The sequence below is a fragment of the Curvibacter sp. APW13 genome (assembly GCF_032337135.1).
Taxonomy (GTDB): Bacteria; Pseudomonadota; Gammaproteobacteria; order Burkholderiales; family Burkholderiaceae_C; genus Allorhodoferax.
Genome location: NZ_JAVXZZ010000003.1, coordinates 272,520 through 298,895, shown reverse-complemented (window position 1 = coordinate 298,895; position 26,376 = coordinate 272,520). Strand labels below are relative to the sequence as shown.

Annotated in this window: 25 protein-coding genes; 10 read left to right on the top strand and 15 right to left on the bottom strand. The window is 62.1% G+C overall.

Annotation, left to right across the window (positions count from 1 at the left end; all coding sequences use genetic code 11):
- Positions 1-11 precede the first annotated feature (11 nt).
- Entirely contained in the window at positions 12-1,238 is a 1,227-nt protein-coding gene (locus RQP54_RS14720) for a pyridoxal phosphate-dependent aminotransferase (RefSeq protein ID WP_315679137.1), read from the bottom strand.
- A gap of 109 nt (positions 1,239-1,347) precedes the next feature.
- Between RQP54_RS14720 and RQP54_RS14715 the strand changes: the two genes are divergently transcribed.
- From RQP54_RS14715 to RQP54_RS14705, 3 genes are all read left to right on the top strand, one after another.
- Complete coding sequence (locus tag RQP54_RS14715; RefSeq protein ID WP_315679136.1) at positions 1,348-1,728, top strand: Mth938-like domain-containing protein; 381 nt, start codon at positions 1,348-1,350, stop codon at positions 1,726-1,728.
- Positions 1,729-1,852: 124 nt separating this feature from the next.
- Positions 1,853-2,329: a peroxiredoxin gene (locus tag RQP54_RS14710; protein WP_315679135.1), complete on the top strand. Its 477-nt coding sequence runs from the start codon at positions 1,853-1,855 to the stop codon at positions 2,327-2,329.
- Between the two features lie 179 nt (positions 2,330-2,508).
- Positions 2,509-4,194 carry a PhoH family protein gene (locus tag RQP54_RS14705; RefSeq protein ID WP_315679134.1) on the top strand — a complete coding sequence of 562 codons (1,686 nt, stop codon included), beginning with the start codon at positions 2,509-2,511 and terminating at the stop codon, positions 4,192-4,194.
- 58 nt (positions 4,195-4,252) lie between these two features.
- Here the strand turns inward: RQP54_RS14705 and dnaB are convergent, their stop codons facing one another.
- The 7 genes from dnaB to ppsA all read right to left on the bottom strand — a co-directional run bounded on the left by dnaB (position 4,253) and on the right by ppsA (position 12,044).
- Positions 4,253-5,650 carry a replicative DNA helicase gene (gene dnaB, locus RQP54_RS14700; RefSeq protein ID WP_315679133.1) on the bottom strand — a complete coding sequence of 466 codons (1,398 nt, stop codon included), beginning with the start codon at positions 5,648-5,650 and terminating at the stop codon, positions 4,253-4,255.
- A 148-nt stretch (positions 5,651-5,798) separates the two neighbouring features.
- The gene (rplI, locus tag RQP54_RS14695; RefSeq protein WP_315679132.1) at positions 5,799-6,251 is read right to left on the bottom strand and encodes a 50S ribosomal protein L9; all 453 of its coding nucleotides are present in this window, start codon (positions 6,249-6,251) and stop codon (positions 5,799-5,801) included.
- An 11-nt stretch (positions 6,252-6,262) separates the two neighbouring features.
- Complete coding sequence (gene rpsR, locus RQP54_RS14690; protein ID WP_315679131.1) at positions 6,263-6,544, bottom strand: 30S ribosomal protein S18; 282 nt, start codon at positions 6,542-6,544, stop codon at positions 6,263-6,265.
- 15 nt (positions 6,545-6,559) lie between these two features.
- Positions 6,560-6,853: a primosomal replication protein N gene (gene priB, locus RQP54_RS14685; RefSeq protein WP_315679130.1), complete on the bottom strand. Its 294-nt coding sequence runs from the start codon at positions 6,851-6,853 to the stop codon at positions 6,560-6,562.
- 19 nt (positions 6,854-6,872) lie between these two features.
- Positions 6,873-7,238, bottom strand: a complete 366-nt coding sequence (gene rpsF, locus RQP54_RS14680) for a 30S ribosomal protein S6 (protein WP_315679129.1) — start codon at positions 7,236-7,238, stop codon at positions 6,873-6,875.
- Positions 7,239-7,380: 142 nt separating this feature from the next.
- Positions 7,381-9,654: a VC_2705 family sodium/solute symporter gene (locus RQP54_RS14675; protein ID WP_315679128.1), complete on the bottom strand. Its 2,274-nt coding sequence runs from the start codon at positions 9,652-9,654 to the stop codon at positions 7,381-7,383.
- Positions 9,651-12,044, bottom strand: a complete 2,394-nt coding sequence (ppsA, locus tag RQP54_RS14670) for a phosphoenolpyruvate synthase (protein WP_315679127.1) — start codon at positions 12,042-12,044, stop codon at positions 9,651-9,653. The genes RQP54_RS14675 and ppsA overlap by 4 nt, the downstream gene beginning before the upstream one ends.
- A gap of 203 nt (positions 12,045-12,247) precedes the next feature.
- Between ppsA and RQP54_RS14665 the strand changes: the two genes are divergently transcribed.
- Positions 12,248-13,069, top strand: coding sequence for a pyruvate, water dikinase regulatory protein (locus RQP54_RS14665; protein ID WP_315679348.1), 822 nt, complete (start codon positions 12,248-12,250; stop codon positions 13,067-13,069).
- Between the two features lie 74 nt (positions 13,070-13,143).
- Here RQP54_RS14665 and RQP54_RS14660 read toward each other — a convergent pair whose 3' ends face one another.
- Entirely contained in the window at positions 13,144-14,265 is a 1,122-nt protein-coding gene (locus tag RQP54_RS14660) for a DUF1513 domain-containing protein (RefSeq protein ID WP_315679126.1), read from the bottom strand.
- Between the two features lie 141 nt (positions 14,266-14,406).
- Between RQP54_RS14660 and RQP54_RS14655 the strand changes: the two genes are divergently transcribed.
- The 5 genes from RQP54_RS14655 (at position 14,407) to hemP (ending at position 18,973) form a co-directional block, all read left to right on the top strand.
- Complete coding sequence (locus RQP54_RS14655; RefSeq protein WP_315679125.1) at positions 14,407-16,710, top strand: TonB-dependent receptor; 2,304 nt, start codon at positions 14,407-14,409, stop codon at positions 16,708-16,710.
- A gap of 152 nt (positions 16,711-16,862) precedes the next feature.
- A complete protein-coding gene (locus RQP54_RS14650) occupies positions 16,863-17,603 on the top strand; it encodes an energy transducer TonB (RefSeq protein WP_315679124.1) in 741 nt (246 codons plus the stop codon).
- Positions 17,604-17,638: 35 nt separating this feature from the next.
- The gene (locus tag RQP54_RS14645) at positions 17,639-18,358 is read left to right on the top strand and encodes a MotA/TolQ/ExbB proton channel family protein (RefSeq protein WP_315679123.1); all 720 of its coding nucleotides are present in this window, start codon (positions 17,639-17,641) and stop codon (positions 18,356-18,358) included.
- 7 nt (positions 18,359-18,365) lie between these two features.
- A complete protein-coding gene (locus tag RQP54_RS14640; protein WP_315679122.1) occupies positions 18,366-18,788 on the top strand; it encodes a biopolymer transporter ExbD in 423 nt (140 codons plus the stop codon).
- The gene (gene hemP, locus RQP54_RS14635) at positions 18,785-18,973 is read left to right on the top strand and encodes a hemin uptake protein HemP (RefSeq protein ID WP_315679121.1); all 189 of its coding nucleotides are present in this window, start codon (positions 18,785-18,787) and stop codon (positions 18,971-18,973) included. The genes RQP54_RS14640 and hemP overlap by 4 nt, the downstream gene beginning before the upstream one ends.
- A gap of 28 nt (positions 18,974-19,001) precedes the next feature.
- Here hemP and RQP54_RS14630 read toward each other — a convergent pair whose 3' ends face one another.
- Both RQP54_RS14630 and RQP54_RS14625 read right to left on the bottom strand, forming a co-directional pair.
- Positions 19,002-19,697 (bottom strand): nitroreductase, encoded by a 696-nt coding sequence (locus RQP54_RS14630; protein ID WP_315679120.1) that lies wholly within the window; start codon positions 19,695-19,697, stop codon positions 19,002-19,004.
- Positions 19,694-20,137: a thioesterase family protein gene (locus RQP54_RS14625; RefSeq protein ID WP_315679119.1), complete on the bottom strand. Its 444-nt coding sequence runs from the start codon at positions 20,135-20,137 to the stop codon at positions 19,694-19,696. The genes RQP54_RS14630 and RQP54_RS14625 overlap by 4 nt, the downstream gene beginning before the upstream one ends.
- A gap of 211 nt (positions 20,138-20,348) precedes the next feature.
- On the opposite strand from RQP54_RS14625, the gene RQP54_RS14620 reads away from it, so the two are divergent.
- Complete coding sequence (locus RQP54_RS14620) at positions 20,349-20,897, top strand: phasin family protein (protein WP_315679118.1); 549 nt, start codon at positions 20,349-20,351, stop codon at positions 20,895-20,897.
- A 214-nt stretch (positions 20,898-21,111) separates the two neighbouring features.
- Here RQP54_RS14620 and RQP54_RS14615 read toward each other — a convergent pair whose 3' ends face one another.
- From RQP54_RS14615 to icd, 4 genes are all read right to left on the bottom strand, one after another.
- The gene (locus RQP54_RS14615; protein WP_315679117.1) at positions 21,112-22,056 is read right to left on the bottom strand and encodes a patatin-like phospholipase family protein; all 945 of its coding nucleotides are present in this window, start codon (positions 22,054-22,056) and stop codon (positions 21,112-21,114) included.
- A 108-nt stretch (positions 22,057-22,164) separates the two neighbouring features.
- Entirely contained in the window at positions 22,165-24,486 is a 2,322-nt protein-coding gene (clpA, locus tag RQP54_RS14610; RefSeq protein ID WP_315679116.1) for an ATP-dependent Clp protease ATP-binding subunit ClpA, read from the bottom strand.
- 90 nt (positions 24,487-24,576) lie between these two features.
- A complete protein-coding gene (clpS, locus tag RQP54_RS14605; RefSeq protein WP_315679115.1) occupies positions 24,577-24,933 on the bottom strand; it encodes an ATP-dependent Clp protease adapter ClpS in 357 nt (118 codons plus the stop codon).
- A gap of 151 nt (positions 24,934-25,084) precedes the next feature.
- On the bottom strand, positions 25,085-26,338 hold the full coding sequence (gene icd / locus RQP54_RS14600; RefSeq protein WP_315679114.1) for an NADP-dependent isocitrate dehydrogenase: 1,254 nt from the start codon (positions 26,336-26,338) through the stop codon (positions 25,085-25,087).
- Positions 26,339-26,376 lie beyond the last annotated feature (38 nt).

The following is a 26,376-nucleotide window of genomic DNA, read 5'->3' as shown; positions in this document are numbered from 1 at the left end:
ATTCATAGCGCCTAGTTGCTGTGCCGCTTGCGGTAGCTTTCCAGGAACTTGGCAATGCGGCCAATCGCTTCACGCAGGTCGTCCTCATGCGGGAGGAACACGATGCGGAAATGGTCGGGATGCGGCCAGTTGAAGCCCGTACCCTGCACCAGCATCACGCGGGTTTCGCGCAGCAGTTCCAGGAAGAACTGGCGGTCGTCCTCGATCGGGTACACCGCCGGGTCCAGCCTGGGAAACATGTACAGCGCCGCCTGGGGCTTGACGCAGGTCACCCCCGGGATGGCGGTAATGAGCTCATAGGCCAGGTCGCGCTGGCGGCGCAGGCGCCCACCCTCGCGGGTCAGGTCGTAGATGCTCTGGTAGCCGCCCAGCGCGGTCTGCACGGCGTACTGGCCTGGCACATTGGAGCCGAGCTTCAGGTTGGCCAGCATGTTCAGGCCTTCGATGAAGTCCTTGGCGATGTGCTTGGGGCCGGACAAGACCATCCAGCCTGCACGGTAGCCGCAGGAGCGATAGGCCTTGGAGAGGGAGTTGAAGGTGAGCGTGAGCACATCGTCCGACAGGCTGGCCATGGCGGTGTGCTTGGCATCTTCATAGAGCACCTTGTCGTAGACCTCGTCGGCCATGATCACCAGCTCGAACTCGCGCGCGATGGCAACGATGCCCTTGAGCACCTCGTCGGTGTACAGCACGCCGGTCGGATTATTGGGGTTGATGACCACAATGCCTTTGGTGCGGGGTGTGATCTTGGCGCGGATGTCGGCCAGGTCCGGCTGCCAGCCGTTGTCCTCGTCACAGTGGTAATGCACCGGCTTGCCACCTGCAAGACTGGTGGCCGCCGTCCACAGCGGGTAGTCCGGTGAAGGCACCAGCAGCTCGTCGCCATCGTCCAGCAGCGCGTTGCAGGCCATGCCGATCAGCTCGGAGGCGCCATTGCCCAGGTAGATGTCTTCCAGTGTCACGCCCTTGATGCCCTGCTGCTGGGTGTAGTGCATGACCGCCTTGCGCGCCGAGAAAATGCCTTTGCTGTCGCTGTATCCGGCCGACGCAGGCAGGTTGCGGATCATGTCCTGCTGGATCTCCTCAGGAGCATCGAAGCCAAAGGGCGCCAGGTTGCCGATGTTGAGCTTGATGATCTTCTGACCCTCATCCTCCATCTTCTTGGCGGCGTCGACGATCGGCCCACGCACGTCGTACAGCACGTTGGCCAGCTTGGCGGATTTCTGGATCGGTTTCAAAAGGCGCTCCCAGCAAGGGTTTTCGAGGGGAAACCTATAATTTGACCACAAGTTCCCAACGCGTCTAGCCGCACAAGGCTAGCCCGTGCGTTCCAACAACACCCATGCCATGAAATTCCAGCCCGACGCTGCCACAAGCTACTCCATTCACAGCTACGGCGAGGGCTGGATCCGCATCAACGGCGAACGCTACAACAACTCACTTCTTCTGAGCTCTACCGAGGGAGTGCTGGCCTGGGACTGCCCTTCGTTTGAGGACCTGAGCGAGACCCATTTCTCGGAGCTGAAACGTTTTCAACCGGAACTGGTCCTGTTTGGCAGCGGAAACCGCCTGCGTTTTCCCCACCCTCGCTGGCTGCAAGGCCTGTACGCCCAGCGCATCGGCGTGGAAACCATGGACACCTCAGCCGCCTGCCGTACCTTCAACTTCCTGGTGGGGGAAGGCCGCAATGTGGTGGCAGCCCTGCTGCTGGAATCGGGCAAACCCTAGTCTGCCGCGGCATCGGCGGGGCCATTTCAGGGTAAAATACGGGGTTGCGGTCGGGGCCGCTTCGCTGCTGTCACCAGCGTGGCCCCATCCATCCGCCACACCCTGCACGCGAGACAGACACTCTATGGCTATCGTTCTCAATAAACCTCTTCCAGAATTCGAAGCCAACGCCACCGGCGGCATCAAGGTTACCCATACCAACCATGTCGGAAAAGCCCTGGTGTTGTATTTTTACCCCAAAGACAACACGCCCGGTTGCACCACCGAGGCCATGCAGTTCCGCGACAAGTACAAGGATTTCGTCAAGGCCGGCGCCGCAGTGTACGGCGTTTCCCGCGACAACATGAAGTCGCACGATGAGTTCAAGGCCAAGCTCGAACTGCCGTTCGAACTGATTGCCGATACGGAAGAGAAGATGTGCCACATGTTTGGTGTGGTGAAGAACAAGATCATGTACGGCAAGAAGGTCAAGGGCATCGAGCGCAGCACCTTCCTCATCGGTGCCGATGGCCTGGTGAAGGAAGAATGGCGCGGCCTGAAGGTGCCGGGCCATGTGGACGAAGTCCTGGCCGCTGTGAAGAAACTCAAGAAGGCCGCCTGACCAGCGCTGCCCGAACTGGCGTTGCGCTGCGGTCACACCATGGCCGTGCGGCTCATGCATAATGGTTCGCATGCCTTGTGCGCGCAATGAATCATTGACATCCATCAAGCCACCTGTGGGTTCCACGGGTGGCTTTTTTGTTGGTACGCACATCCGTTTTCCCAACCCAGCCCTATTCCATGCCCCTGCCCAGCGCCCCTAGCAAACGAGCCGACCGACTGCCCGCCGATGCCTTCCAGTCCCCCTTGCGTGCGCGCCCCAAGCAGCCGGCCAAACCAGTGCTCGAGACCCGCAGCAGCAGCGCCCCAGCGGTGGTGAATACGCCAGCGGCTCCGAGCGCTGCGCAGGCCAACAAGGCACGCACAAACCGCAAGGCAGCCACGCCAGCGCAGCCGCCAGCACCCTTGGCCGCTACCGCAACCACAGAGAAGGCAGGAACCAAGCCCAAGGCCGCCGCAGCGCCACGCAAGAAAGCCGGGCCGACCAAGTTGTTCGTGCTCGACACCAACGTGCTGTTGCACGACCCGATGTGCCTGTTCCGTTTTGAGGAACACGACATCTACCTGCCGATGATCGTGCTGGAGGAACTGGACGGTCACAAGAAAGGCATGACCGAGGTCGCGCGCAACGCTCGCCAGACCAGCCGCACGCTTGACGCGCTGGCTGCGGCCGATGGTGCCGACATCGCACATGGCTTCACACTCAGCAGTACGGGCCACACCGAAGCGGGTGGCCGCCTGCTGTTCCAGACACAGCCTCTGGACTACTCCCTGCCGACCAGCCTGCCCCAGGGCAAAGCCGACAACCAGATCCTGGGCGTGGTGCATGCCCTGGGGAAAGCCCACGCCCCCCGTGAAGTGGTGCTGGTGTCCAAGGACATCAACATGCGCGTCAAGGCCCGCGCCCTGGGCCTGGCCACTGATGACTACCAGAACGACAAGACCCTGGAAGACGGAGACCTGCTCTACAGCGGCGCCCTGGTGCTGCCCACCGATTTCTGGGCCACCCATGGCCAGGCGGTGGAGAGCTGGCAGCAAGGCCCCCATACCTTCTACAAGGTAACCGGGCCTGCCGTCCCCAGCATGCACATCAACCAGTTCGTGTACTTTGAAGCCCCGGGCGAACCCAGCCTGTATGCACGCGTGACCGAAATCCGCAACAACACCGCGGTGCTGCGTACGCTCAAGGACTACAACCACTTGAAGAATGCGGTCTGGGGCGTGACCACCCGCAACCGTGAGCAGAACTTCGCCATGAACCTGCTCATGGACCCGGAAGTCGACTTCGTCACCCTCACGGGAACTGCCGGGACCGGCAAGACCCTGATGGCGCTGGCCGCCGGTCTGACCCAGGTACTCGATGACCGCCGCTACACGGAAATCATCGTCACCCGCGCCACCGTGAGCGTGGGTGAAGACATCGGCTTCCTTCCCGGCACCGAAGAGGAAAAGATGGGCCCCTGGATGGGTGCGCTCGACGACAACCTGGAAGTGCTCGGCAAGAGTGACACCAGCGCCGGCGAGTGGGGCCGTGCCGCCACCAACGAACTGATCCGCAGCCGCATCAAGATCAAGAGCATGAACTTCATGCGCGGGCGCACCTTCCTCAACAAGTACCTGATCATCGACGAGGCCCAGAACCTCACGCCCAAGCAGATGAAGACGCTGATCACCCGCGCAGGTCCGGGCACCAAGATCGTCTGCATGGGCAACCTTGCACAGATCGACACCCCCTACCTCACCGAGGGCTCCTCGGGCCTGACCTACGCTGTGGACCGCTTCAAGGGCTGGCCGCACGGCGGGCACATCACCCTGGCCCGTGGCGAACGCTCGCGCCTGGCCGACTTCGCCTCCGAGGTGCTATAGAAAGAGAAGCTAGCCACGCAAATTTTGTGCGGGCTAGCGGCACTTTTCTTCCGTTTTTTCAGTAGTCGGAACTCATGCCGGTAGCCAGGTTCTCGAACTTGGTGTTCTGGCGCAGGAAGGCGAGTTTGACGGTTCCGACCGGGCCATTACGCTGCTTGGCAATGATCACCTCGGCCACGCCTGGCTCCTTGCAGGCCTCCTTGGTGTAGTACTCGTCGCGGTAGATGAACATGATGATGTCGGCGTCCTGCTCGATGGCGCCCGACTCCCGCAAGTCACTCATCATGGGGCGCTTGTCGGGGCGCTGTTCCACCGAACGGTTCAGCTGCGACAGGGCAATGACCGGGCACTTGAGCTCGCGCGCCAGCATCTTCAGGCCCCGCGAGATTTCGCCCAGTTCGGTAGCGCGATTCTCGCCGTCTCCGCTGGAGCCGCTCATCAGCTGCAGGTAGTCGACCACGATCAGACCGAGCTGACCACACTGGCGCGCCAATCGGCGGGCATTGGAGCGCAGTTCGCCAGCTGTCAGGCCCGGGCTTTCATCGATGTGCAGGGACACGGTTCGCAGCTTCTCGATCGTTTCTGACAGGCGTGACCACTCGTCGTCGGTGAGGCGGCCGGTTCGCATATGGCTCTGGTCAATGCGACCGATGGAGCCGACGATACGTACCGCCAGCTGGGCCGCCCCCATTTCCATGGAGAACACGGCGACCGGCAGGCCTTCATTCAAGGCCACGTGCTCGGCAATGTTGATCGCCAGCGCGGTCTTGCCCATGGACGGACGGGCCGCCAACACGATCAGATCCCCCGGCTGCAGGCCCGCTGTCATGCGGTCAAAGTCGTAGAAGCCGGTGGGCACCCCCGTCACCTCGTTGGGGTTGTCTGCCATCTCCTGCACACGATCCAGCAGGTCCACCACCAGGGTATCCATGCTCTGGAAGCCACGCTGGTTGCGCTTGCCCATCTCCCCGATCTCGAAGATCTTGCGCTCGGACTCATCAACGATGTCCTTGACCGCACGCCCCTTCGGGTTGAAGGCATTGGTGGCGATCTCGTCGCTGGCAGTCACCAGCTTGCGCAGGATCGAACGCTCCCGCACGATCTCGGCATAGCGGCGGATGTTGCCCGCGCTGGGCACATACTGCGCCAAGGCGTTGAGGTAGTTGAGGCCTCCGACCTCGTCGGCCTTGCCCTGCCCTTGCAGGTGTTCGAACACCGTCACCACGTCGGCGGGCTTGTCGGCATTGATGAGCGAACCTAATGCAGCGTAGATCAGGCGGTGCTCATAGCGATAGAAGTCTGCATCAGTGAGCACGTCGCTGACGCGGTCCCAGGCCGCATTGTCCAGCAGCAAGCCACCCAGCACACTGCTCTCCCCTTCCAGGGAATGGGGTGGAATGCGCAACTGGGCGATCTGGCGATCGGGGACAAACTCCGGCAAATCGGGGGACGACATGAAGGCGGACTCGTTCTAGGTGGGGTGAGCAGTATGCCAGCGCCCACCACGGGGTGCAGGCTGGCATCCAGAAAAAAAGCCGCTGCAGAGAAGACTCTCGCAGCGGCTTGATTTTACGGAGCGCAGGGCTCCGCAGACATCGTCGGAATTAGGCGGTTTCGCCGTACACGGAGACGTTGATCTCAACGGTCACGTCGGTGTGCAGGGACACGTCGACCTTGCTGTCGCCAACAGTCTTGATGGGGCCGTTGGGCATGCGCACCTGGGCCTTGGCAACCTTGTAGCCGCTCTTGGTCAGCTCTTCGGCGATGTCGTGGTTCGTCACGGAACCGAACAGGCGACCATCCACACCTGCTTTTTGGGTCAGCTTGATGGTGGTACCGGCCAGCTTCTCGCCCAGGGCTTGGCACTCGGCCAGCTTGGCAGCTGCGGCCTTTTCCAGCTCGGCGCGGCGGGCTTCGAAAGCGGCCTTGGCTTCGGCGGTGGCACGGCGTGCTTGGCCGGAGGGGATCAGGAAGTTACGGGCGTAGCCGTCCTTGACCTTGACGATATCGCCCAGGTTACCGACGTTGACAACTTTTTCCAGAAGAATGATCTGCATTGTTGCTCTCCTTAGATCTTGTGCTGATCGCTATAGGGCAACAACGCCAGGAAACGTGCGCGCTTGATAGCGGTGTTGAGTTGGCGCTGGTAAATGGCGCGGGTGCCGGTCAGACGTGCGGGGATGATCTTGCCGTTTTCGGCAATGAAGTCACGCAGGGTGTCGACATCCTTGTAGTCGATTTCCTCGACGCCAGCCACGGTGAAGCGGCAGAAGCGCTTGCGCTTGAACAGCAGGTTTTGTGCAGGACGCTTGGGGCGCTTGTCTTTGTTGAATTTCTTGAATGTGGCCATGATGGACCTCTCAGATTATTGGGGTGTGAATTCTTGAATGTGAAACACAACTTGCTTGCCACCACGACCGTTCGCGAGAAAACCCTGGAACTCCCACTGGCTGCCGACCGGTTGTTTCACCAGCCGCTCCGCCAGGGCTCCGAAGGCCATCGCCTTGATCGACATCGTCACTTTCCGGACCGTTTCCGCTTCCTGGCATTCCGACTCGTTGTCGAGTCGCAGCGTCAGGGCGGGGATTCCGGCGGGTGTGTAGCGCAAGGCTTCAGCCTCTGCGATCACGGCACCCAGTGTCAATGCGTTGCGATGCACTCCCGGTGGCTACTGCAATTTATGCCTGGTATTCGGCCTGTTGGTTCTTGCGGGCGTCTTCACGCTCCACAGTCTTCATCATGGACGAAGGACCAGTTTCAGCCTTCTTCTTCAGAACGGTGAGGTGGCGCAGAACGGCGTCATTGAACTTGAACGCGTGTTCCAGTTCAGCCATGACTTCCTTGCCAGCTTCGATGTTCAGGCACAGGTAGTGTGCCTTGGCCAGCTTGTTGATCATGTAGACCAACTGGCGGCGACCCCAGTCTTCAACACGGTGCACCTTGCCACCACCGGTGGTGATCATGCCCTTGTAGCGCTCCAGCATCGCGGGAACTTGTTCGCTCTGATCCGGGTGGATCATGAGGATGATTTCATAATGACGCATTGATACTCCTTTTGGATATCCCCTTGCGGGGCGGAAAAAGCTGCCTCCGGCGTCTAAACGGGGTGCAGCAAGGGAAAGCCGAAGATTATAACCTGAGCCTGCGCTGTTGGCCAGCCAGTGCACTGGGCGCCGCGCCCGGGGCTCAGTGCACTGGCTTGGGCGGCGGAAAGCGCAGGCTGACCCACCACGTGGCCAGCGTCCCTGCCGCCACGCCAAAGACACCGGCGGAGACGGGCTGAATCTCGAACCACAGACCGCTGCCGGTCAGGCCAAACATGGCGCGCACAGCCGGAAGATTGCTCAGCATGTAGTAGACGGTGACCCCAAGCCCCACCAGCATGCCGCAGACGGCCCCCTGCCTGGAGGCCCCCTTCCAGAAGATACCCAGCACCATGGCCGGAACAAAAGCGGCCCCCGCCAGCGAAAACGAGGCCGACACCAGGTACAGGATGCCGGCGGGACGCTGCGCTGCCACATAAGCGGCAATCAGCGCCACCACCAGCAGCGCAAACTTGGACCACATGACCCGGCGCATGGCTTGGGCTCGGCTGCTCTCCCCTTCGAAATACACGTCATGGGCCAGCGCATTGCCGATGGTCAGCAGCAAGCCATCTGCCGTCGACAAGGCCGCCGCCAGCCCCCCCGCAGCCACCAGAACCGACACGATGTAAGGCAAGCCACCGATTTCGGGCGACGCCAGCATCAGCAGATCGGCACCAACACGAATCTCGGCGAACTGCAGCACCTTGTCGTCATTGACATCGGCCACCCACAGCAACGAGGGATCGCGCGACCATTGAACAACCCATGCGGGCAACTGGTCAAAGCTCTGCCCCACCAGATGCACCATCACCTCGTACTTCACCAGCACCGCCAACGCCGGAGCAGACAGGTACAGCAAGGCTATGAAGACCAGCGACCACGCCACCGAGCGACGCGTCTCGGCCACGCTCGTGGTGGTGTAGAAACGCGTCAGCAGATGGGGCAGGCCAGCCGTACCCACCATCAGACACAGCACCAGGGCCAGGAAGTTGCGGCGCGACACACCGAACTGCGCCTGCTCTTCGTCGTCGCCGTCGGGGTCGCCAGCAAAGGCCTGCGCGGTGCGCGGCAGACCACCCAGGGCCTGGGCGCGCTCCCGGTAGTCCTTGAGTTCGAGCTTCCAGCGCTCGCGGGCCGCACTGACATCCTTGGGCAGGGCCGCCAGTTCGCGGCGCAGTGCGGCAACCCGGCCGTCATCCTCGTGCCCGTCACCCACCGCCTGCAGACGCTGACGCAGGTCACGCCGCTGCGCCTGCAGGGAAGCATCCACATCCTGAAGCTGCGCCTCGAGGACCTCGGCCCGCCGCTGGTATTCCTCGATGACCTCCTGTTCGGAGGCCGACCGCATGAGCTTGCCCTCCATTTCAGTGATCGTCGCCAGCTGCTGGCCGAATGCCAATGGCGCCAGCGGATTGCCCACCTGCTTGTAGGCGAGCCATGACACAGGAACCATGAAGGCCAGCATGATCAGCACATACTGGGTCACCTGCGTCCAGGTCACGGCGCGCATGCCGCCAAGGAAAGAGCAGACCAGCACCCCGCCGAGACCAAGCAGGATGCCAATCTCGAAGTGCATGCCGGTCATGCGCGAGGTGATGAGACCGACCCCATAGATCTGCGCCACCACGTAAACGAACGACACCAGCACGGTGGCCAAGGCCGCGATCATGCGCGGCCAGCGCCCGCCGTAGCGCACCGCGAAGTAGTCGGGCACGGTGTAGAGCTGCATCTTGCGCAGGTAGGGCGCCACCAGCAGCGCAACCAGACAGAAGCCGCCGGTCCAGCCCAGGATGTAGGCAAAGCCACCCGGTTGCGAACCGGCACCGGAAAAACCCTGCAGGTACAAGCCACCGGCCAGGCTGATGAAGGACGCTGCACTCATCCAGTCGGCGGCGGCCGCCATGCCGTTGTACACCGCTGGAATGCGACGCCCAGCGACGTAATACTCGCTGGCTTCGGCCGTGCGCGCATACACCCCGACGGCGGCATACAGCACCAAGGTCGCCGACAGGAAAATGCCGGCCACCCACGGTCGGCTCAGACCGTACTGCTCAGCCACAGCGAGCAGCAAGGCCAATGCCAGCAAGCTGCCGACATAGCCGAAGAATCGCCGGTGGTAGCGCCGGTGGTCATCGGGCTGAAGCACACCCGATTCAGAACCCGCCTGGCGATTCGCACGCCAGGCGAACACCACGACGATCACCAGGAACACGCACAAGGCGCCCTGGGCCACAAACCAGTAGCTCCAGGGCCAGCCCAACACCTCGGACTGCAGGTCGCGTGCAAAGAACACGACGACAAAGGAGGCAACGAACCACAGCGACAGCAAGGCCGCGTGCAGCCGCCAGCGTGGTGCACTGCCCCCCGCGCTCATCGCACCGCGAGTTTTTGCCAGGTGGCGATCACGGAGTCGGGGTTGAGCGAAATCGACGAGATGCCCTGCTCTTCCAGCCACAGAGCGAAGTCAGGGTGGTCGCTGGGTCCCTGGCCACAGATGCCGATGTACTTGCCCTGCTTGCGGCAAGCCGCAATGGCCAGGCTGATGAGCGCCTTGACCGCCGGGTCGCGCTCATCGAAGTCGGCCGCCAGCAACTCCAGACCAGAGTCACGGTCGAGGCCCAGGGTGAGCTGGGTCAGGTCGTTGGAACCGATCGAGAAGCCATCGAAGTATTCGAGGAACTGCTCAGCCAGGATGGCATTGCTGGGGATCTCGCACATCATGATGAGCTTGAGCTCGTTCTCGCCGCGGCGCAGCCCGTGCTTGCCCAGCAATTCGGTAACACGCTTGGCTTGCCCCAGGGTTCGCACGAAGGGCACCATCACCTGCACGTTGGTCAGGCCCATGTCGTTGCGAACGCGCTTCAAGGCTTCGCATTCCATCGCAAAGGCCTCGCCAAAGTCTTCACTGATGTAGCGCGCGGCACCACGGAAGCCCAGCATGGGGTTCTCTTCCTCGGGCTCATAACGGCTGCCGCCAATGAGCTTGCGGTACTCGTTGCTCTTGAAGTCGGACAGGCGCACGATCACGGGTTTGGGCCAGAAGGCGGCGGCGATGGTCGCCACACCTTCGGCCACGCGGTCCACATAGAAGGCACGCGGCGATGCGTGGCCGCGGGCCACCGACTCGACGGCCTTCTTCAGGTCGGCATCGACATTGGGGTAGTCGAGAATCGCCTTGGGGTGCACGCCGATGTTGTTGTTGATGATGAACTCCAGGCGCGCCAGACCCACGCCCTCGTTCGGCAGTTGGGCAAAGTCAAACGCCAGCTGGGGGTTGCCCACGTTCATCATCACCTTGACCGGGATGGCGGGCATCTCGCCGCGCTGCACTTCGGTCACTTCGGTTTCCAGCAGGCCGTCGTAGATGAAGCCGGTATCGCCCTCGGCGCAGCTCACCGTCACCAGCATGCCGTCCTTGAGCTGTTCGGTGGCGTGGCCACAGCCCACCACGGCCGGAATGCCCAGTTCGCGGGCGATGATGGCCGCGTGGCAGGTGCGCCCGCCGCGGTTGGTCACGATGGCGCTGGCACGCTTCATGATCGGTTCCCAGTTGGGGTCGGTCATGTCCGTCACCAGGATGTCACCGGGCTGCACCTTGTCCATCTCGCTGATGTTGTGCACGATGCGCACCGGGCCGGTGCCGATCTTCTGGCCAATGGCTCGGCCTTCGGCCATGACGGCCCCCTTGCCCTTGAGCTTGTAGCGCATCTCTGCGGTGTTGCCGCTCTGGCTCTTCACGGTTTCGGGGCGGGCCTGCAGGATGTAGAGCTGGCCATCTTCGCCGTCCTTGCCCCACTCGATATCCATCGGGCGACCGTAGTGTTCTTCGATGACCAGCGCGTATTTCGCCAGCTGCTCCACGTCGGCATCGGTCAGGGAGTAGCGGTTGCGCAGCTCGGTAGGCACATCGGTGGTCTTGATGAGCTTGCCGCTGGCAGCCTTTTCCTCGGGCGTGCAGAACACCATCTGGATCAGCTTGGAGCCCAGATTGCGGCGGATGACGGCGCGCTTGCCCGCCTTGAGCATGGGCTTGTGCACGTAGAACTCGTCGGGGTTCACGGCGCCTTGCACCACGGTTTCTCCCAGACCATAGCTGGAGGTGATGAAGACCACCTGGTCGAAACCGGACTCGGTGTCGATGGTGAACATCACGCCCGAGGCGCCGATGTCCGAGCGCACCATGCGCTGGATGCCAGCCGACAAGGCCACGACGTCATGGGCAAAACCCTTGTGCACGCGGTAGCTGATGGCGCGGTCGTTGTAGAGCGAGGCGAACACTTCACGCACCTTGTGCAGGATGGTGTCGATGCCGTGCACGTTGAGGAAGGTTTCCTGCTGGCCCGCGAACGAGGCGTCGGGCAGGTCTTCGGCCGTAGCCGAGGAACGCACGGCAAACGAGGCATCCGGGTTACCGGCGCTCAGGGTGGCAAAGGCGTCGCGGATGTCCTTTTCCAGTGCGGGCGGGAACGGCTGGGCTTCGACCATGGCGCGGATCTCGGCACCGACCTGGGCCAGGGCACGCACATCTTCCACGTCCAGCGCAGCCAGCTTGGCGCTGATCTTCTCGGTCAGGCCCCCATATTTCAGGAACTCGCGGAACGCATGGGCCGTGGTGGCAAAGCCCGTGGGCACCTTCACGCCATGGGGCAGGTGGGAAATCATTTCCCCCAGGCTGGCGTTCTTGCCGCCGACGGTTTCCACGTCGGTCATGCGCAGTTTTTCAAACGGTACGACCAGGGCGGTCGGATCGAACAGGTTGGACATACAAGCTCCTAAGTTAAAAAACCGGGTCTCCCATGCACAGGGAGTTGTCAGCTAGCGCAGGCCTGTTGTTGCTGTTCTGGGGCAGGAAAGCTGACAGAATAGGTGTCTGGCGAGCATTGTAGGGGCCTCCTGCGCCACCACCAAACGGTACGCACTGACGGATCTTGCAATGCACTGACGACACCCTGAACCGCCCGCGCACCATGCAACACCGCACCGTATTCTTCGTTTCCGACGGCACCGGCATCACCGCCGAGACCTTCGGCAACGCCATCCTGGCCCAGTTCGAGACCCGTGGCCGCCATGTGCGCCTGCCCTTTATCGACACCGCCGACAAGGCCCACCAGGTGGTGAGGCAGATCAACCATGCGGCCACCATCGACGGGCACAAGCCCATCGTCTTCACCACACTGGTGAATGAAGAGGTGCTGGCCGTGATGGAAGCTGGCTGCCAGGGCATGCTGCTTGATATGTTCGGCATGTTCGTCAAACCCCTGGAGCACGAGTTGGGGCTGAAGTCCAACCACCGCATCGGGCGCTTCTCCGACGCCAGCAAAAGCAAGGAATACCAGCAGCGCATCGAGGCCATCAATTTCTCACTGGCCCACGACGACGGACAGAGCAACCGCGACCTCGAGCAGAGCGATGTGATCCTGGTGGGGGTAAGCCGCAGCGGCAAGACACCGACCTCGCTGTACCTGGCCATGCAGTTTGGCCTGAAGGCATCGAACTACCCGCTGATCCCCGAGGATTTCGAGCGCCGCCACCTGCCGCCTGCGCTGGTGCCGCACAAGCACAAGATCTTCGGGCTCACCATCCAACCCGAACGCCTCTCCGAGATCCGCAACGAACGCAGGCCGAATTCACGCTACGCCAGCATAGAAAACTGCCGCATGGAAGTGGCGGAGGCCGAGGCCATGATGCGCCGCACGGGCATCCGCTGGCTCTCCACCACCACCAAGTCCATCGAAGAGATTGCAGCCACGATCCTGCAGGAAATTCACCCTGATCGCGTCACGTACTAGGCTTTTTTGCCTGTAGCCCGCATGAATACTGCGTAGGAAGCTACGTTATCAATAGCAACTGAAGTGCCTTGCGGTCACGCGGCAGCTAACTCCACCCAGTGGTTGTCGACTTGCACGCCCACGGGCCAGGCCAGCAACGAAGGCACTTCCAAGGCGCTTCGGGCACCAACACTACCGGCCACCAACACGTCGGCCTGCCCCGGCGCCCCGGGCACACGCACCAAGGCACCGGCCTGCTCCAGCGTAAGCACCGACTCGAGCGTGCCAGGGTTCGCCGGGTGCCAGGCAAAGACCCGACCGCTACGCTGGCTGCTCAGCAGGAACCCACCTTGGGGGGTGGGTGCAATGTCCCCGGCATAACCCTGGCCCTGGGCCTGCTCGGCTGGGAGCGTGAGGCTGGTGCCGTCCCAGATGGCCAGCAAGGGTGACAGACTGCGGCGGGCGCTGTCCTCGTGCTCATTCTGCAAGGCGATTCCCAACACACGGGGCTGACCAGCCTGCGGCGTACTCCAGGCCATGTGCCGTAACCCCAGACGCCGATCGGCCAGCCGCCATTGGCCGACGCGTTCGCGGCGCTGCGGTCGCAGCAGCACCACCGAGGAATCCATGCGCTGCAGCTCGATCTTGCGGTCGGCCGCGTCGCGCAGCACGCCCCCGTTGGCTACGACCACGGTGTCGGCGTCGTGCCACAGCAGCTGGTGGGGTTCACTGCCGCCAGTGCGCATTTCTTCTACAGTCTTGAGGCTGCGGCTGTCCCGCACAGCGAGCCAGCCCTGCCCCGTGCGCGGGTCGGTTTCGGTCGTGTAGAGCCATTGCCCATCATTGCTGGCGATGACATGCCCCTCGAAGCTGCGCACGGCGTCGCGGGTGTCAAGCTGGCACACTACCCGCGCCTGCGCATCGCAGCGCAGCAGCCAGCGCCCAGGGCGATTGGCGACCGCCGCAAAGCCGCCATCGGGCAGTGCCGCCAGCCCGTGGGCGCGGCTTGGCACCACCACGTTGTGGAGCTGGCGCATTTCACTTGCCGCCCAATCAGGCTGCATGACCCCGACCCAATAGGACTGCACGGCACCCGCAGACAGCGTGGCCCCGGCAGTGGCCAAGCGGACCTCGGCACGCTGCGCCGCAGTGGCCCAAGTCATCCCCCCCCAACCCGCCGTGAGCGCGGCCCAGACCATCATGCTTCTTCGTTGCATCGTGCTTCCTTGTGAAAAATTTATTGTAATGCGAGTCATTCTCATTTACAATACAGAAACACGATAGCCAGCCAGTTCCGAAGGGCGCCCCTTACGGATGTAGCCAGCCAGACAAGGTTCTCACTTGCATACATCCAGAACATGCCTCTACCCTTTCATCCAGACAGAAAATCAGCCAAACCCCGCAAGGGAAATGCGCAGGTAGCTACTCAAACCATAGCAACCGGTTTCAGCCTGCTGGCCCTGACTGCGCACGCGCAGAACACCGAGGCGCCGGGCCAGCCGCCACAACTGGCCCCGGTCTACATCACCGAAAAGGCGATGGAAACCCAGGGCAAGGACAGTGTGCGTACCACCACCACCCAGATCGGCAAGGGCACCCAGGAGCTGCGCGACATTCCCCAGTCGGTGACGGTGGTGACGGAAAAACTGATCGACGACCGTCAGCTCGACACCCTCAAGGCTGTGCTACACAACACGGCCGGCGTGACCTTCCTGGCTGCCGAAGGCGGCGAGGAAGATGTGCGCCTGCGCGGCTTCTCCCTGGCCCAGACCGGCGACATCTTTGTGGATGGCATCCGCGACCCGGCCTTCTACGACCGCGACACCTTCAACAACGACCGCATCGAGCTGCTGCGGGGCTCGGCCTCCATGCTGTTCGGGCGGGGTTCTACCGGTGGCGCCGCCAACCAGGTCAGCAAGAAGCCCTTTGAGGTGGACGAGCACCAGATCGACGTGACCCTGGGCAGCTACAACTTCCGCCGCGTCACGGGCGACTTTAACTTCCTCACCGGCGAAACGTCAGCACTGCGCATCAACGTGATGGGCAACACCGCAGACAACAATGGCGCCGGCAGCAGCATCGACAAGCGTGGCGTGGCCGTGGCCTACCGCTGGGGCATCGACGAGACCGACGAGTTCATGGTCAACCTCTACGCGCTGTACAACAACAACGGCATGAACTACGGCCTGCCCTGGATCAAGCCCAGCGCCAGTGCTGCGGCCAGCACCACCACGCTCATGCCGGTCAACCCCAACAGCTATTACGGCATGGCCAGCGACTACAACAAGGGCAAGGCCGAAACCCTGGCACTGCAGCACACCCACCGCTTCGAGGCAGGCGGTGAGCTCAAGAGTGCCATCAAGTTCGGAGGCTACGACCGCGACCAGCGCGCCAGCACGGTGCGCTTCGCCTCCAACACCACGGGGCTCAACAACTTCAGCGATGCCACTGCATTGACCCGCGGCACCCAGCTCAAGATGCAGGACATGAACACGCTGAACCTGCAGAGCGACTACAGCAACAAAGTGCAGGCGCTGGGCTTCCAGCACGAAATCCTGACGGGCGTCGACGTGTCGCGCGAGAACCGGCGTGTCTATGCCGACACCCCGGGGCTCAGCAGCGCTACCCGCACGGCCTTCTACACCGCGCTCGGGCTGGCCAAGTCCAACACCACCGTGGGTGCTGGCGGCGTGGGCAGTGTCAATGAAGACCTGCGGGTCAAGTTCCTGAACAACCAGTACGAGGCCACCGGCTGGGGCGTGTACTTCCAGGACCTGGTGCAGGTCGCCGAGCACTGGAAGCTGCTGGGCGGTCTGCGCTACGACAACATGGTGGGCAACTACGACGTCTACAACTACAGCTACTCCGGCGCCGGCACCGTGGCCAACCCGCACAGCTACAGCAAGTTCTCGCTCAGCTCCATCACGCCCTACCAGATGCAGGTGGCGGGTTGGAGCCCCCGCGTCGGCGCCCTGTTCCAGCCCGATGCGCTGCAGTCCTACCACGTGTCGCTGGGCACCTCGTTCAACACCTCGGGTGAAACCTACTCGCTCAGCAGCGCCAACCAGGACACGCCGCCCGAGCAAAGCGCCAATTTCGAGCTCGGCGCCAAGCTGGACTCGGCCGACCGGCGCTTCACCACCCGCTGGGCCGCTTTCCACACCGTGAAGTACAACGAGCGCAACACCGACCCCACCAGCTCGGCCGTGGTGTTGTCCGGTCGGCGCCATGCCAGCGGCGTGGAATTCGACATCACCGGCCGCCTGACCCCGAAGTGGGAAATCTACGGCTCCTACATGTGGATGCCCAACGCCCTCATCGACGTGGGCGGCAGCGGCGGTGAGCTCGCCGGGGCCCGGCCCAGCCTGACCCCCGTGCATTCGGGCACGGTGTGGAGCACCTACCAGGTGCACAGCCAGTGGCGAGTCGGCGGAGGGCTGAACTTCCGCAGCGAGCAGACGCCCAACCGCAACCCGGGCTGGACCGTACCCGGCTACGTGACGCTGGACCTGATGGCCGAATACAAGGCCACCGAGCGCCACATCGTCAAGGCCAACATCACCAACGCGCTCGACACCCTCTATGCCGATGCGCTGTACAGCGGCCACTACGTTCCCGGCAGCGGCCGCACGCTGATGCTGACCTACACCGCCAAGTTCTGAAGAAAAGGAGTGAAACCCATGGAAACCATGAACATCGCAGGCAGCCTCGGCATCGCCGTGGCCCTGGCCTGGTGGGCGTTCCGCCTATGAGCGCAGTCCGCCATCCGGCGCCGACTTCTTACACTATGGCCTTTGCAGCACCCCACTTTCCCATGACCGCGCGCCCTGCCCTTGCCACGCCCAGCGACTGGCGCCGCCACCCCGGCACCATTGCCGTGGCGGTGGTGGCCCTGCACGCGGCCGGGCTGTGGGCGCTGCAGTCCGGGCTGCTGCGCCGGGCCGTGGAAACGGTGGTGCCGGCCGAAATCCTTGTGGAAATGCTGGACGCTGGCCCCCAACAGGCTACGGCGCCTGCACCACCCAGCACACCCCGAGCGACCGCACCCGCGGCCAAGGCCCCGGCGGCAGCGGCCCCTACAGCCGCACCGGCGATCCCCAGTGCACTGGCAGTGCCAGCCCCCGCCACTGCGCCTGCCGTAGCGGCACCCACGGTTGCTACGGTTTCAGGAGCTCCTGACGTAGTATCTGTGCTGGCTACCGCCCAAAATGGCAGTGAAACGAAAGCGGCGAAGACCTCGCCTGCTGCTACGGCTCCAGCACCACGGGTCGAACTACCCAACAGCGATGTCGCCGAGCTCAACAACCCCAAATCGAAATACCCGGTGATGAGCTGGCGTCTGGGCGAACAGGGCATCGTCGTGGTCAGCATCCTGGTCGGCACGGACGGCAACGTGAAGGACGTCCGATTGGCCAAGAGCAGCGGTTTCGACCGACTGGACCAAGATGCCCTCGCGCATGCCCAGAAACTGCGTTTCATTCCTGGCAAGGTCGACGGCGTGCCGCAAGCCATGTGGCGCGACAAGCCCTTCAATTACCAATTGACCCGTCCCTGACGCCACTCACCCCCACAGAACACGGAAGAACTCACATGCAAACAGAAATCGGATTGATAGGCCTGTGGTCGCAAGGCGACTGGATCACCCGCGCGGTCGCGCTGCTGCTGCTGGGCATGTCCTTGGCCTCCTGGATCGTGATCCTCGTCAAGGCGCTCGACATCGTGCGCTACAAGGCCCTGGCGCGCAAGACCGAAGACTTCTGGCACAGCCCGGACTTCGCCTCCGGCCTGAATGAACTCGGCACTGCGCCCGGCAACCCCTTCGTGGCGCTGGCCCTGGCCGGGCAGGATGCCAGCCAGCACCACCGCCAGGCTGTCGCCCAATTGCACGACACCCTGGATATCAGCGACTGGATCGGGCGCTGCCTGCGCAACTCCATTGACGACAGTACCGCGCGCTTCCAGAGCGGCCTGGCCGTGCTGGCCTCCGTCGGCTCCACCGCCCCTTTCGTCGGTCTGTTCGGCACCGTCTGGGGCATCTACCACGCCCTCATGGGCATTGGCGCGGCCGGTACCGCCACCATCGACAAGGTGGCCGGCCCGATTGGCGAAGCGCTGATCATGACCGCGCTGGGTCTGGCCGTGGCCATCCCTGCCGTGCTGGGCTACAACGCGCTGGTGCGTGGCAACAAGTTCATCCTGACCCGCCTGAACCGTTTCTCGCACGATCTCCACGCCTATTTCGTCACCGGCGCCCGCGTCGGCGCCACCAGCCCCGCGGACGGCAAGGTCGTTGCCATCAAGAAAGCCTGATCGCGCCATGTCTTTTGGACTTCAAAACGCCACCTCGGACGACGATGCCGAGGTCATGAGCGAAATCAACATGACGCCGCTGGTCGACGTGATGCTGGTGCTGCTCATCATCTTCATCATCACCGTGCCGGTGATGAAGCATGCGGTCAACGTCGAGCTGCCCCAGGCGAGCGCCCAGATCCAGTCGGCCAAGCCGGAGACGGTGTCGCTCAGCGTTGATGCGCAGGGGCAGTACTTCGTGAACCAGAATGCCGTTTCCCGCGAGGCTCTGCCGGCGCTGCTGCAGTCCTACGCCCAGGCGCCAGTGCAGCCCGACCTGCACATCCGGGGTGACAAGGCGGTGCGCTACGAATACGTGGCCCAGGCCATGGCCATGGCCCAGCAAGCCGGCCTGCGCAAGATCGGCTTCATCACGGAGCCGGTGCGATGAACGCGGGCCCCACCCAGGCCCCAGAACGCGCGTTGCTAGTGGTCACCGAGCCGACGGCTCCCACGCAAGCGGTTATCCCCTCCGAAACACTTCTGCGGGGACAAACGGCCGTCGTGATCGAGCACCAGGGCCAGCACTACCGCCTGCAAGCCACTCGGCAGGGCAAGCTCATCCTCACCAAATAGCCCGGCGCGACGATGCCGCGCTGGGCGCTTACTCCAGCCAGTGGGTGAATGCTGCCACGGGCTCGCGTGGCGTCAGGAAGCCGTTGACGACATGGGCGGGATCGGCATAGCCCAATGCCATACCGCACACCAGCATTTCCCCCTGCGCTGCGCCGATGTGGGGCAGGATGATGCTGGCAAAGCCATTCCATGCCGCCTGCGGGCAGGTATCCAGCCCCAGCGCGCGCGCGGCGACCATGATGTTCTGGATGAACATGCCGTAGTCCACCAGCGAGCCGCGCCCCATCACTTGGTCTACGGTGAACATCAGCCCCACGGGCGCGTCGAAGAATCGGTAATTGCGCTGGTGCTGGGCGTGCATCTTGTCCTTGTCGCCCTTGCCGATGCCCAGCAGGCCATACAGGCCCCAGCCGTTCTCGCGGCGACGGTCGATGTAGGGGCTGACCCATTGGGTCGGGTAGTAGTCGTAGGCTTCCTGATACTGCCCGGCCAGTTCGGGCTGCGCACGTACGGCGTCGTGGGCCGCGCATACCTTGTCGCACAGGCTGTCCCGGGCGACCCCTTGCAGCACATAGACCTTCCACGGCTGCGTATTGGTGCCCGAGGGGGCGCGGCGAGCCACATCCAGCAGTTGCTCGATGTCGCCCCGTGCGACCGGCTTGGCTAGGAAGGCGCGCACCGAATGGCGCGAAGTGATGGCTTCGAAAACGGGGTTGGAACTCATTGCAGTTTCTCCAGGACAATGCGCAGTGCCTGCGGCAACTCCACCGGACGGCGCGTTTCACGATCGACATAGACATGGACAAAGTGGCCCTTGGCGGCGCACAAGGGCTCGCCCTGGGCAAACAGACCCACTTCGTAGCGCACACTGCTCTTGCCGAGCTGGGCCACGCGAATGCCCGCCTCGATGGTTTGCGGAAAGGCCAGGCTTGCGAAGTAGTTGCATTGCGTTTCGATCACCAAGCCGATGATGCCCCCCGCATGGATGTCCAGTACGCCCTGTTCAATCAAATAGGCATTCACTGCGGTGTCGAACCAGCTGTAGTAGACAACGTTGTTGACGTGGCCGTAGACATCGTTGTCCATCCAACGGGTGGTAATCGGGCGGAAAGCCCGGTAGCCTTCGCGCGGCTCGGGACTGGGGCGGGAGGCAGAGTTGCTCATGCAATGGGTTGAAGTAGGAGACTGGAAGCATGCCCGCAAGGAGCATGACAAACGTGTGAAAGAAGAAGCATTTTAGAGGGATGACTTTATTTTGTTGCAATGCAACATTTTTCCTTGATTTATCTGCATCGATCCCTATAATTCGAATCATGCTGCACTGCAACATGAACAGTTCAGCAGTTTTTCCCCACCACTTCAAGGAGTTTTAGCCATGATGACCGTAGAACAAGTTGTTGCTTCCCACAAAGCCAATGTCGAAACCCTCATGGGCTTGACCAGCAAAGCCTTCGAAGGCGTGGAGAAGATTGTCGAACTGAACATGACCGCCACCAAGGCCGCGCTCGAAGAGTCGGGCGAGCACGCCAAGGCCCTGCTGAGCGTGAAGGACGCCCAGGAACTGCTGGCGCTGCAATCTGGCCTGTTCCAGCCCCTGGCCGAGAAGACCGCCGCCTACAGCCGTCACCTGTATGACATCGCTTCCGCACAAGGCGCCGAACTGAGCAAGGTCTTCGAAGACCAGGCGGCTGACGCTCAGCGCAAGTTCACCAACCTGGTGGACGGTGCTGCCAAGAACGCTCCCGCCGGTTCCGAAGCCGCCGTGGCCGTGATGAAGAGCGCCGTAGCCTCTGCCAACAGCGCCCTGGAATCGGTGCAAAAGGCCGTGCGTCAAGCCACCGAAATGGCTGAAGCCAACTTCAACGCCGTGACCGCTACCGCCACTGGCGCTGCCAAACCCGCTTCCAAAAAGCGTGCTGCCTAAGAAAAATCAATTTTGGGGTGAAATTTGGAGCCCTGGCTCTAGAAACCAAGGGAAAACCCTGACATAATTCACCCCATCGAGAAGCAATGCTTCTCTGTCAGTTGTCTCCTCGGGTCCTTTCGACACCTTTCAGGTTCAGGGATCCCTTCAGGCCTCGTTGCAAAACGAGGCCTTTTTTTTGCATCAACGCGTCGAAGTGCCCAACGGACGTCGCCTACCTGGACTTGGCTGCGATGGCGGCTTTGAGCTGCGGCAAGGCAGCCAGCATGGCAGCGCGTCCTGCTTCGATCGAGCGACGGCGGGCGCTGAAGTCACCACTGGAAATACCGGTCAATGCCGGGCGCACCACCACATCGGCATCACGCAGCTCCAGGGTATTGATGCTCTTCCCCATGATGGAAAAGGTCTGCAGCAGGATCTCTAGCGTGCCATCGGTCACACTGCCTTCCGGCGGGCTGGAAATGTCCACCGCGATCACCAGCTCCGCGCCCATGCTGCGGGCGGCACGCACTGGTACCGGGGATACCAGCCCCCCGTCCACGTAGTCACGCCCGGAAATCTTGACCGGCTGGAACACCGCTGGAACGGCACTGGAGGCGCGCACGGCCGTACCGGTATCGCCTCGCTGGAACAGTACCCCAGCACCGGTTTTGAGGTCCGTGGCGTAGATTCCCAGTGGCAAGGGCATGTCCTCGATGAGTTTGTTGCGCACTTGCCCGTTGACATAACGCGCAAGCGCCTCACCGCGCAGCATGCCGCGGTTGAAGATCGGCAAGGTCCAGTCGGCGATGGCGGCCTCTTCCATGGTCAACGCCACCCGCTGCAGCTCCTCTCCCTTCTTCCCACTGGCATAGATCGCGGCCACCAGACTACCCGCTGAAGTGCCAGCTACCAGCTGTGGCTGGATGCCCGCCTCTTCGAGCACCTGAATGACCCCCACGTGGGCGAACCCGCGTGCAGCCCCCCCACCCAGCGCCAGTCCGATGCGTGGTGGCACCTTGGGCACGGGCGCCGGTACCACTGTGGGAGCGGTTGGCGTATGCACAGCGCCACTGGCATCGGGCGCCGAGGGGAGGGTACTGGTGGGCGCCGAGGCGCATGCCGTCAGCAGGACAGCAATGCCAAAGACCGCGAGCCGGGAAGGCTGGAATGCGAACATGGTGGGAAACTCGTCAATGAAGCTCGGAAGCGACTGTAGCCCACTGGCCAACCGCTCCAAAAAAAACGGGCACGCCGAAGCGTGCCCCATCCTGGCGAAAGCGCAATGTCAATCGGCCGTCGCCTCCTCGGACTTGGTCTTACCTTCTTTCTTGGCCAACGGCTGGATATCGAGCTTGATAGCCGTCTTGCTCTCGTCGCTCTCATCCAGGTCTACGGTCAAGCGACCGCCTTCGGTCAAGCGGCCGAACAGCAGTTCGTCGGCCAGACCTCGGCGGATGGTGTCCTGGATCAGGCGTTGCATCGGGCGCGCACCCATGAGCGGGTCGAAGCCTTTTTTCGCCAGGTGCTTGCGCAATGCGTCGGTGAAGGTGACTTCGACTTTCTTCTCTGCCAACTGGGTTTCCAGTTGCAGCAAGAACTTGTCCACTACGCGCAGCACGATGTTCTCGTCCAGCGCCTTGAAGCTCACGATGGCATCCAGGCGATTGCGGAACTCCGGGCTGAACTGGCGCTTGATGTCCGCCATTTCGTCACCGGCCTCGCGGGGGTTGGTGAAACCGATGGTGGCCTTGCTCATGGTCTCGGCACCGGCGTTGGTCGTCATGATGATGACGACGTTGCGGAAGTCCGCCTTGCGTCCATTGTTGTCGGTCAGGGTGCCATGGTCCATGACCTGCAGCAGCACGTTGTAGATTGCCGGGTGGGCTTTCTCGATCTCATCGAGCAGCAGCACGCAATGGGGTTTCTTGGTCACGGCTTCAGTCAGCAGCCCCCCTTGGTCAAAGCCAACATATCCGGGCGGCGCACCGATCAGACGGCTCACCGCATGTTGCTCCATGTACTCGCTCATGTCGAAGCGGATCAGCTCGATGCCCATGATGTAGGCAAGCTGCTTGGCGGCTTCGGTCTTGCCCACGCCGGTGGGGCCGGAGAACAGGAAGGCCCCGATGGGCTTGTCGACCTTGCCCAAGCCCGAGCGCGACATCTTCACAGCCGACGACAGCACTTCCAGCGCCTTGTCCTGACCGAACACCACGCTCTTGAGGTCGCGCTCCAGCGTCTTGAGCTTGCCACGGTCATCACTCGACACATTGGCCGGCGGGATGCGCGCAATCTTGGCGATGATTTCCTCGACCTCGGACTTTCCGATGGTCTTCTTGCGCCGACTCGGAGCGAGCACGCGCTGCGCGGCACCGGCTTCGTCGATCACGTCGATGGCCTTGTCGGGAAGGTGCCGGTCGTTGATGTACTTGGCACTCAGCTCCGCTGCCGCCTGCAGTGCTGCATGGGAGTACTTCACACTGTGATGTTCCTCGTAGCGCGACTTCAGGCCCTTCAGGATATCGACGGTCTGGTCCACGGACGGCTCCAGCACGTCGATCTTCTGGAAGCGGCGTGACAAGGCCGCGTCCTTTTCAAAGATCCCGCGGTATTCGGTGAAGGTGGTCGCACCAATGCACTTGAGCTGCCCGGAGCTCAGGCTGGGTTTGAGCAGGTTCGATGCGTCCATGGTGCCGCCGGAAGCGGCACCTGCGCCAATCAGGGTATGAATCTCGTCGATGAACAGAACCGCCTTGGGCTTGTCCTTGAGATTCTTGAGCACTGCCTTGAGCCGTTGCTCGAAGTCACCACGGTACTTGGTTCCGGCCAGCAGGGCGCCCATGTCCAAGGCATAGACATTGGCCTCAGCCAGCACTTCCGGCACATCGTTCTGGGTAATGCGCCAGGCGAGGCCTTCCGCAATGGCGGTCTTGCCCACACCGGCTTCACCGACCAGCAGCGGATTGTTCTTGCGGCGGCGGCACAGCACCTGGATGACGCGCTCCACTTCGGCTTCGCGCCCGATCAGCGGGTCAATGCGCCCTTCCTTGGCCAACTGGTTCAGGTTTTGCGTGTACTGCTCCAGCGGACTGGCCTTCTCGTTCTTCTCGGAAGGTCCGTCCTCCCCTTCTCCGTTGCTCTCGCTGCTCTTGGGCGCCTCCGGGGTATCGTTCTTCTTGATGCCGTGGGCGATGTAATTCACCACATCCAGACGCGTAATGCCCTGCTGGTGCAGGTAATACACCGCATGCGAATCCTTTTCGCCAAAGATGGCCACCAGCACGTTGGCCCCAGTGACTTCCTTCTTGCCGCTGCCGGTGGATTGCACATGCATGATGGCGCGCTGAATCACGCGCTGAAAACCCAACGTGGGCTGGGTATCGACCTCTTCCACTCCAGCCACTTGTGGCGTGTTGTCGGCGATGAAATTCGTCAGGGACTTGCGCAAGTCGTCAATGTTGGCAACACAGGCGCGCAGCACCTCAGCGGCACTGGGGTTATCCAACAAGGCCAGCAGCAGGTGCTCCACGGTGATGAACTCGTGGCGCTGCTGGCGCGCCTCGACAAACGCCATATGCAGGCTAACTTCCAATTCTTGGGCAATCATATGAACTCCTTTAGCCTTGCGTGTGGATTGAATGTACAGCAGTGGAAAACGTCTGGTAAGCCGATTTGCCCATGGTTTTCCCGATTGAACTTACTCTATGGGCTCTGCGACGCATTGCAAGGGGTGCCCCGCCTGATGCGCGGCGTCCATGACCTGGTCGACCTTCGTTGTCGCCACGTCACGTGTATACACCCCGCACACGCCACGCCCATCGAGGTGGATCTTGAGCATGATCTGGGTCGCCGTTTCCAAGTCTTTGCCAAAGAAGTCCTGAATCACGCCAACCACGAACTCCATCGGGGTGTAGTCGTCATTGAGCATGACCACCTGGTACATCTGCGGCGGCTTGGTCTTCTGGGTCTTGCGCTCCAGAACGGTAGCCAAGCCACCGGCCACATCTTCGGTGCGGTAGGGAGACTTGGGAGGGCGTTGGGGCGTGTCGGGCATAGGCAAATTCTACGGATTCGAGCGCCGCTTTACAGCGCCCCACCTGGCATACCTGGGGGCAGCAGATGGGAATTTCAATGAAAAAAGCCCGGAGTGCGACTCCGGGCTTGTGGCGAGTGCATTGACCCCGGAAAGCGCCCGGGCCACGGACTCACATATTGTCGATCATCACCTGGCCGAAACCGGAACAACTCACCTGGGTGGCACCGTCCATCAAACGGGCGAAGTCATAGGTAACCTTTTTGCTCTTGATGGACTTTTCCATCGAACTGATGATCAGATCGGCGGCTTCGGTCCAGCCCATGTGGCGCAGCATCATTTCGGCCGACAGGATTTCGGAACCGGGGTTCACATAGTCCTTGCCAGCGTACTTGGGCGCAGTACCGTGGGTCGCCTCGAACATGGCCACGGTGTCCGAGAGGTTGGCGCCGGGAGCAATACCGATACCACCGACCTGGGCAGCCAGCGCGTCGGAAATATAGTCCCCGTTGAGGTTCAGGGTGGCAATCACGCTGTACTCGGCAGGGCGCAACAGGATCTGCTGCAGGAAGGCATCGGCGATGCTGTCCTTGATGATGATGTCCTTGCCCGTCTTGGGGTTCTTGAACTTGCACCACGGTCCACCATCGATCAGTTCGGCGCCAAACTCCTTCTGTGCCAGTGCATAGGCCCAGTCACGGAAGCCACCTTCGGTGAACTTCATGATGTTGCCCTTGTGCACAATGGTCACGCTGGGTTTGTCGTTGTCGATGGCGTACTGGATAGCCTTGCGCACCAAGCGCTCGGTTCCCTCGCGCGAGACAGGCTTGACACCGATGCCGGAAGTCTCGGGGAATCGGATTTTCTTGACACCGAACTCCTCCTGCAGGATCTTGATCAGCTTCTTGGCTTTGTCGCTCTGTGCTTCGAATTCGATACCGGCATAGATGTCTTCCGAGTTCTCGCGGAAAATCACCATGTTGGTCTTGTGGGGTTCCTTGACGGGGCTGGGAACGCCTTCGAAGTACTGCACGGGCCGCAAGCAGACGTACAGGTCCAACTCCTGGCGCAGCGCCACGTTGAGCGAACGGATACCACCGCCGACCGGTGTGGTCAGCGGCCCCTTGATGGACACCACGTACTCGCGCAACGCCTGCAGGGTTTCGTCAGGCAACCAGACATCGGGCCCATATACCCGGGTGGACTTTTCACCGGCATACACCTCCATCCAGTGAATCTTGCGCTTGCCTGCATAGGCCTTCGCCACCGCAGCATCCACTACCTTCAGCATCACCGGCGTGATGTCGAAACCCGTACCATCGCCTTCCATGTAAGGAATGATGGGCTGGTCAGGAACATTGAGGGACATGTCCGCATTGACGGTGATCTTTTGTCCTTCGGCCGGTACCTTGATGTGCTGATACATAGGATTTGTTCTCCAAGATTGAGTAGACTGGATTGCCT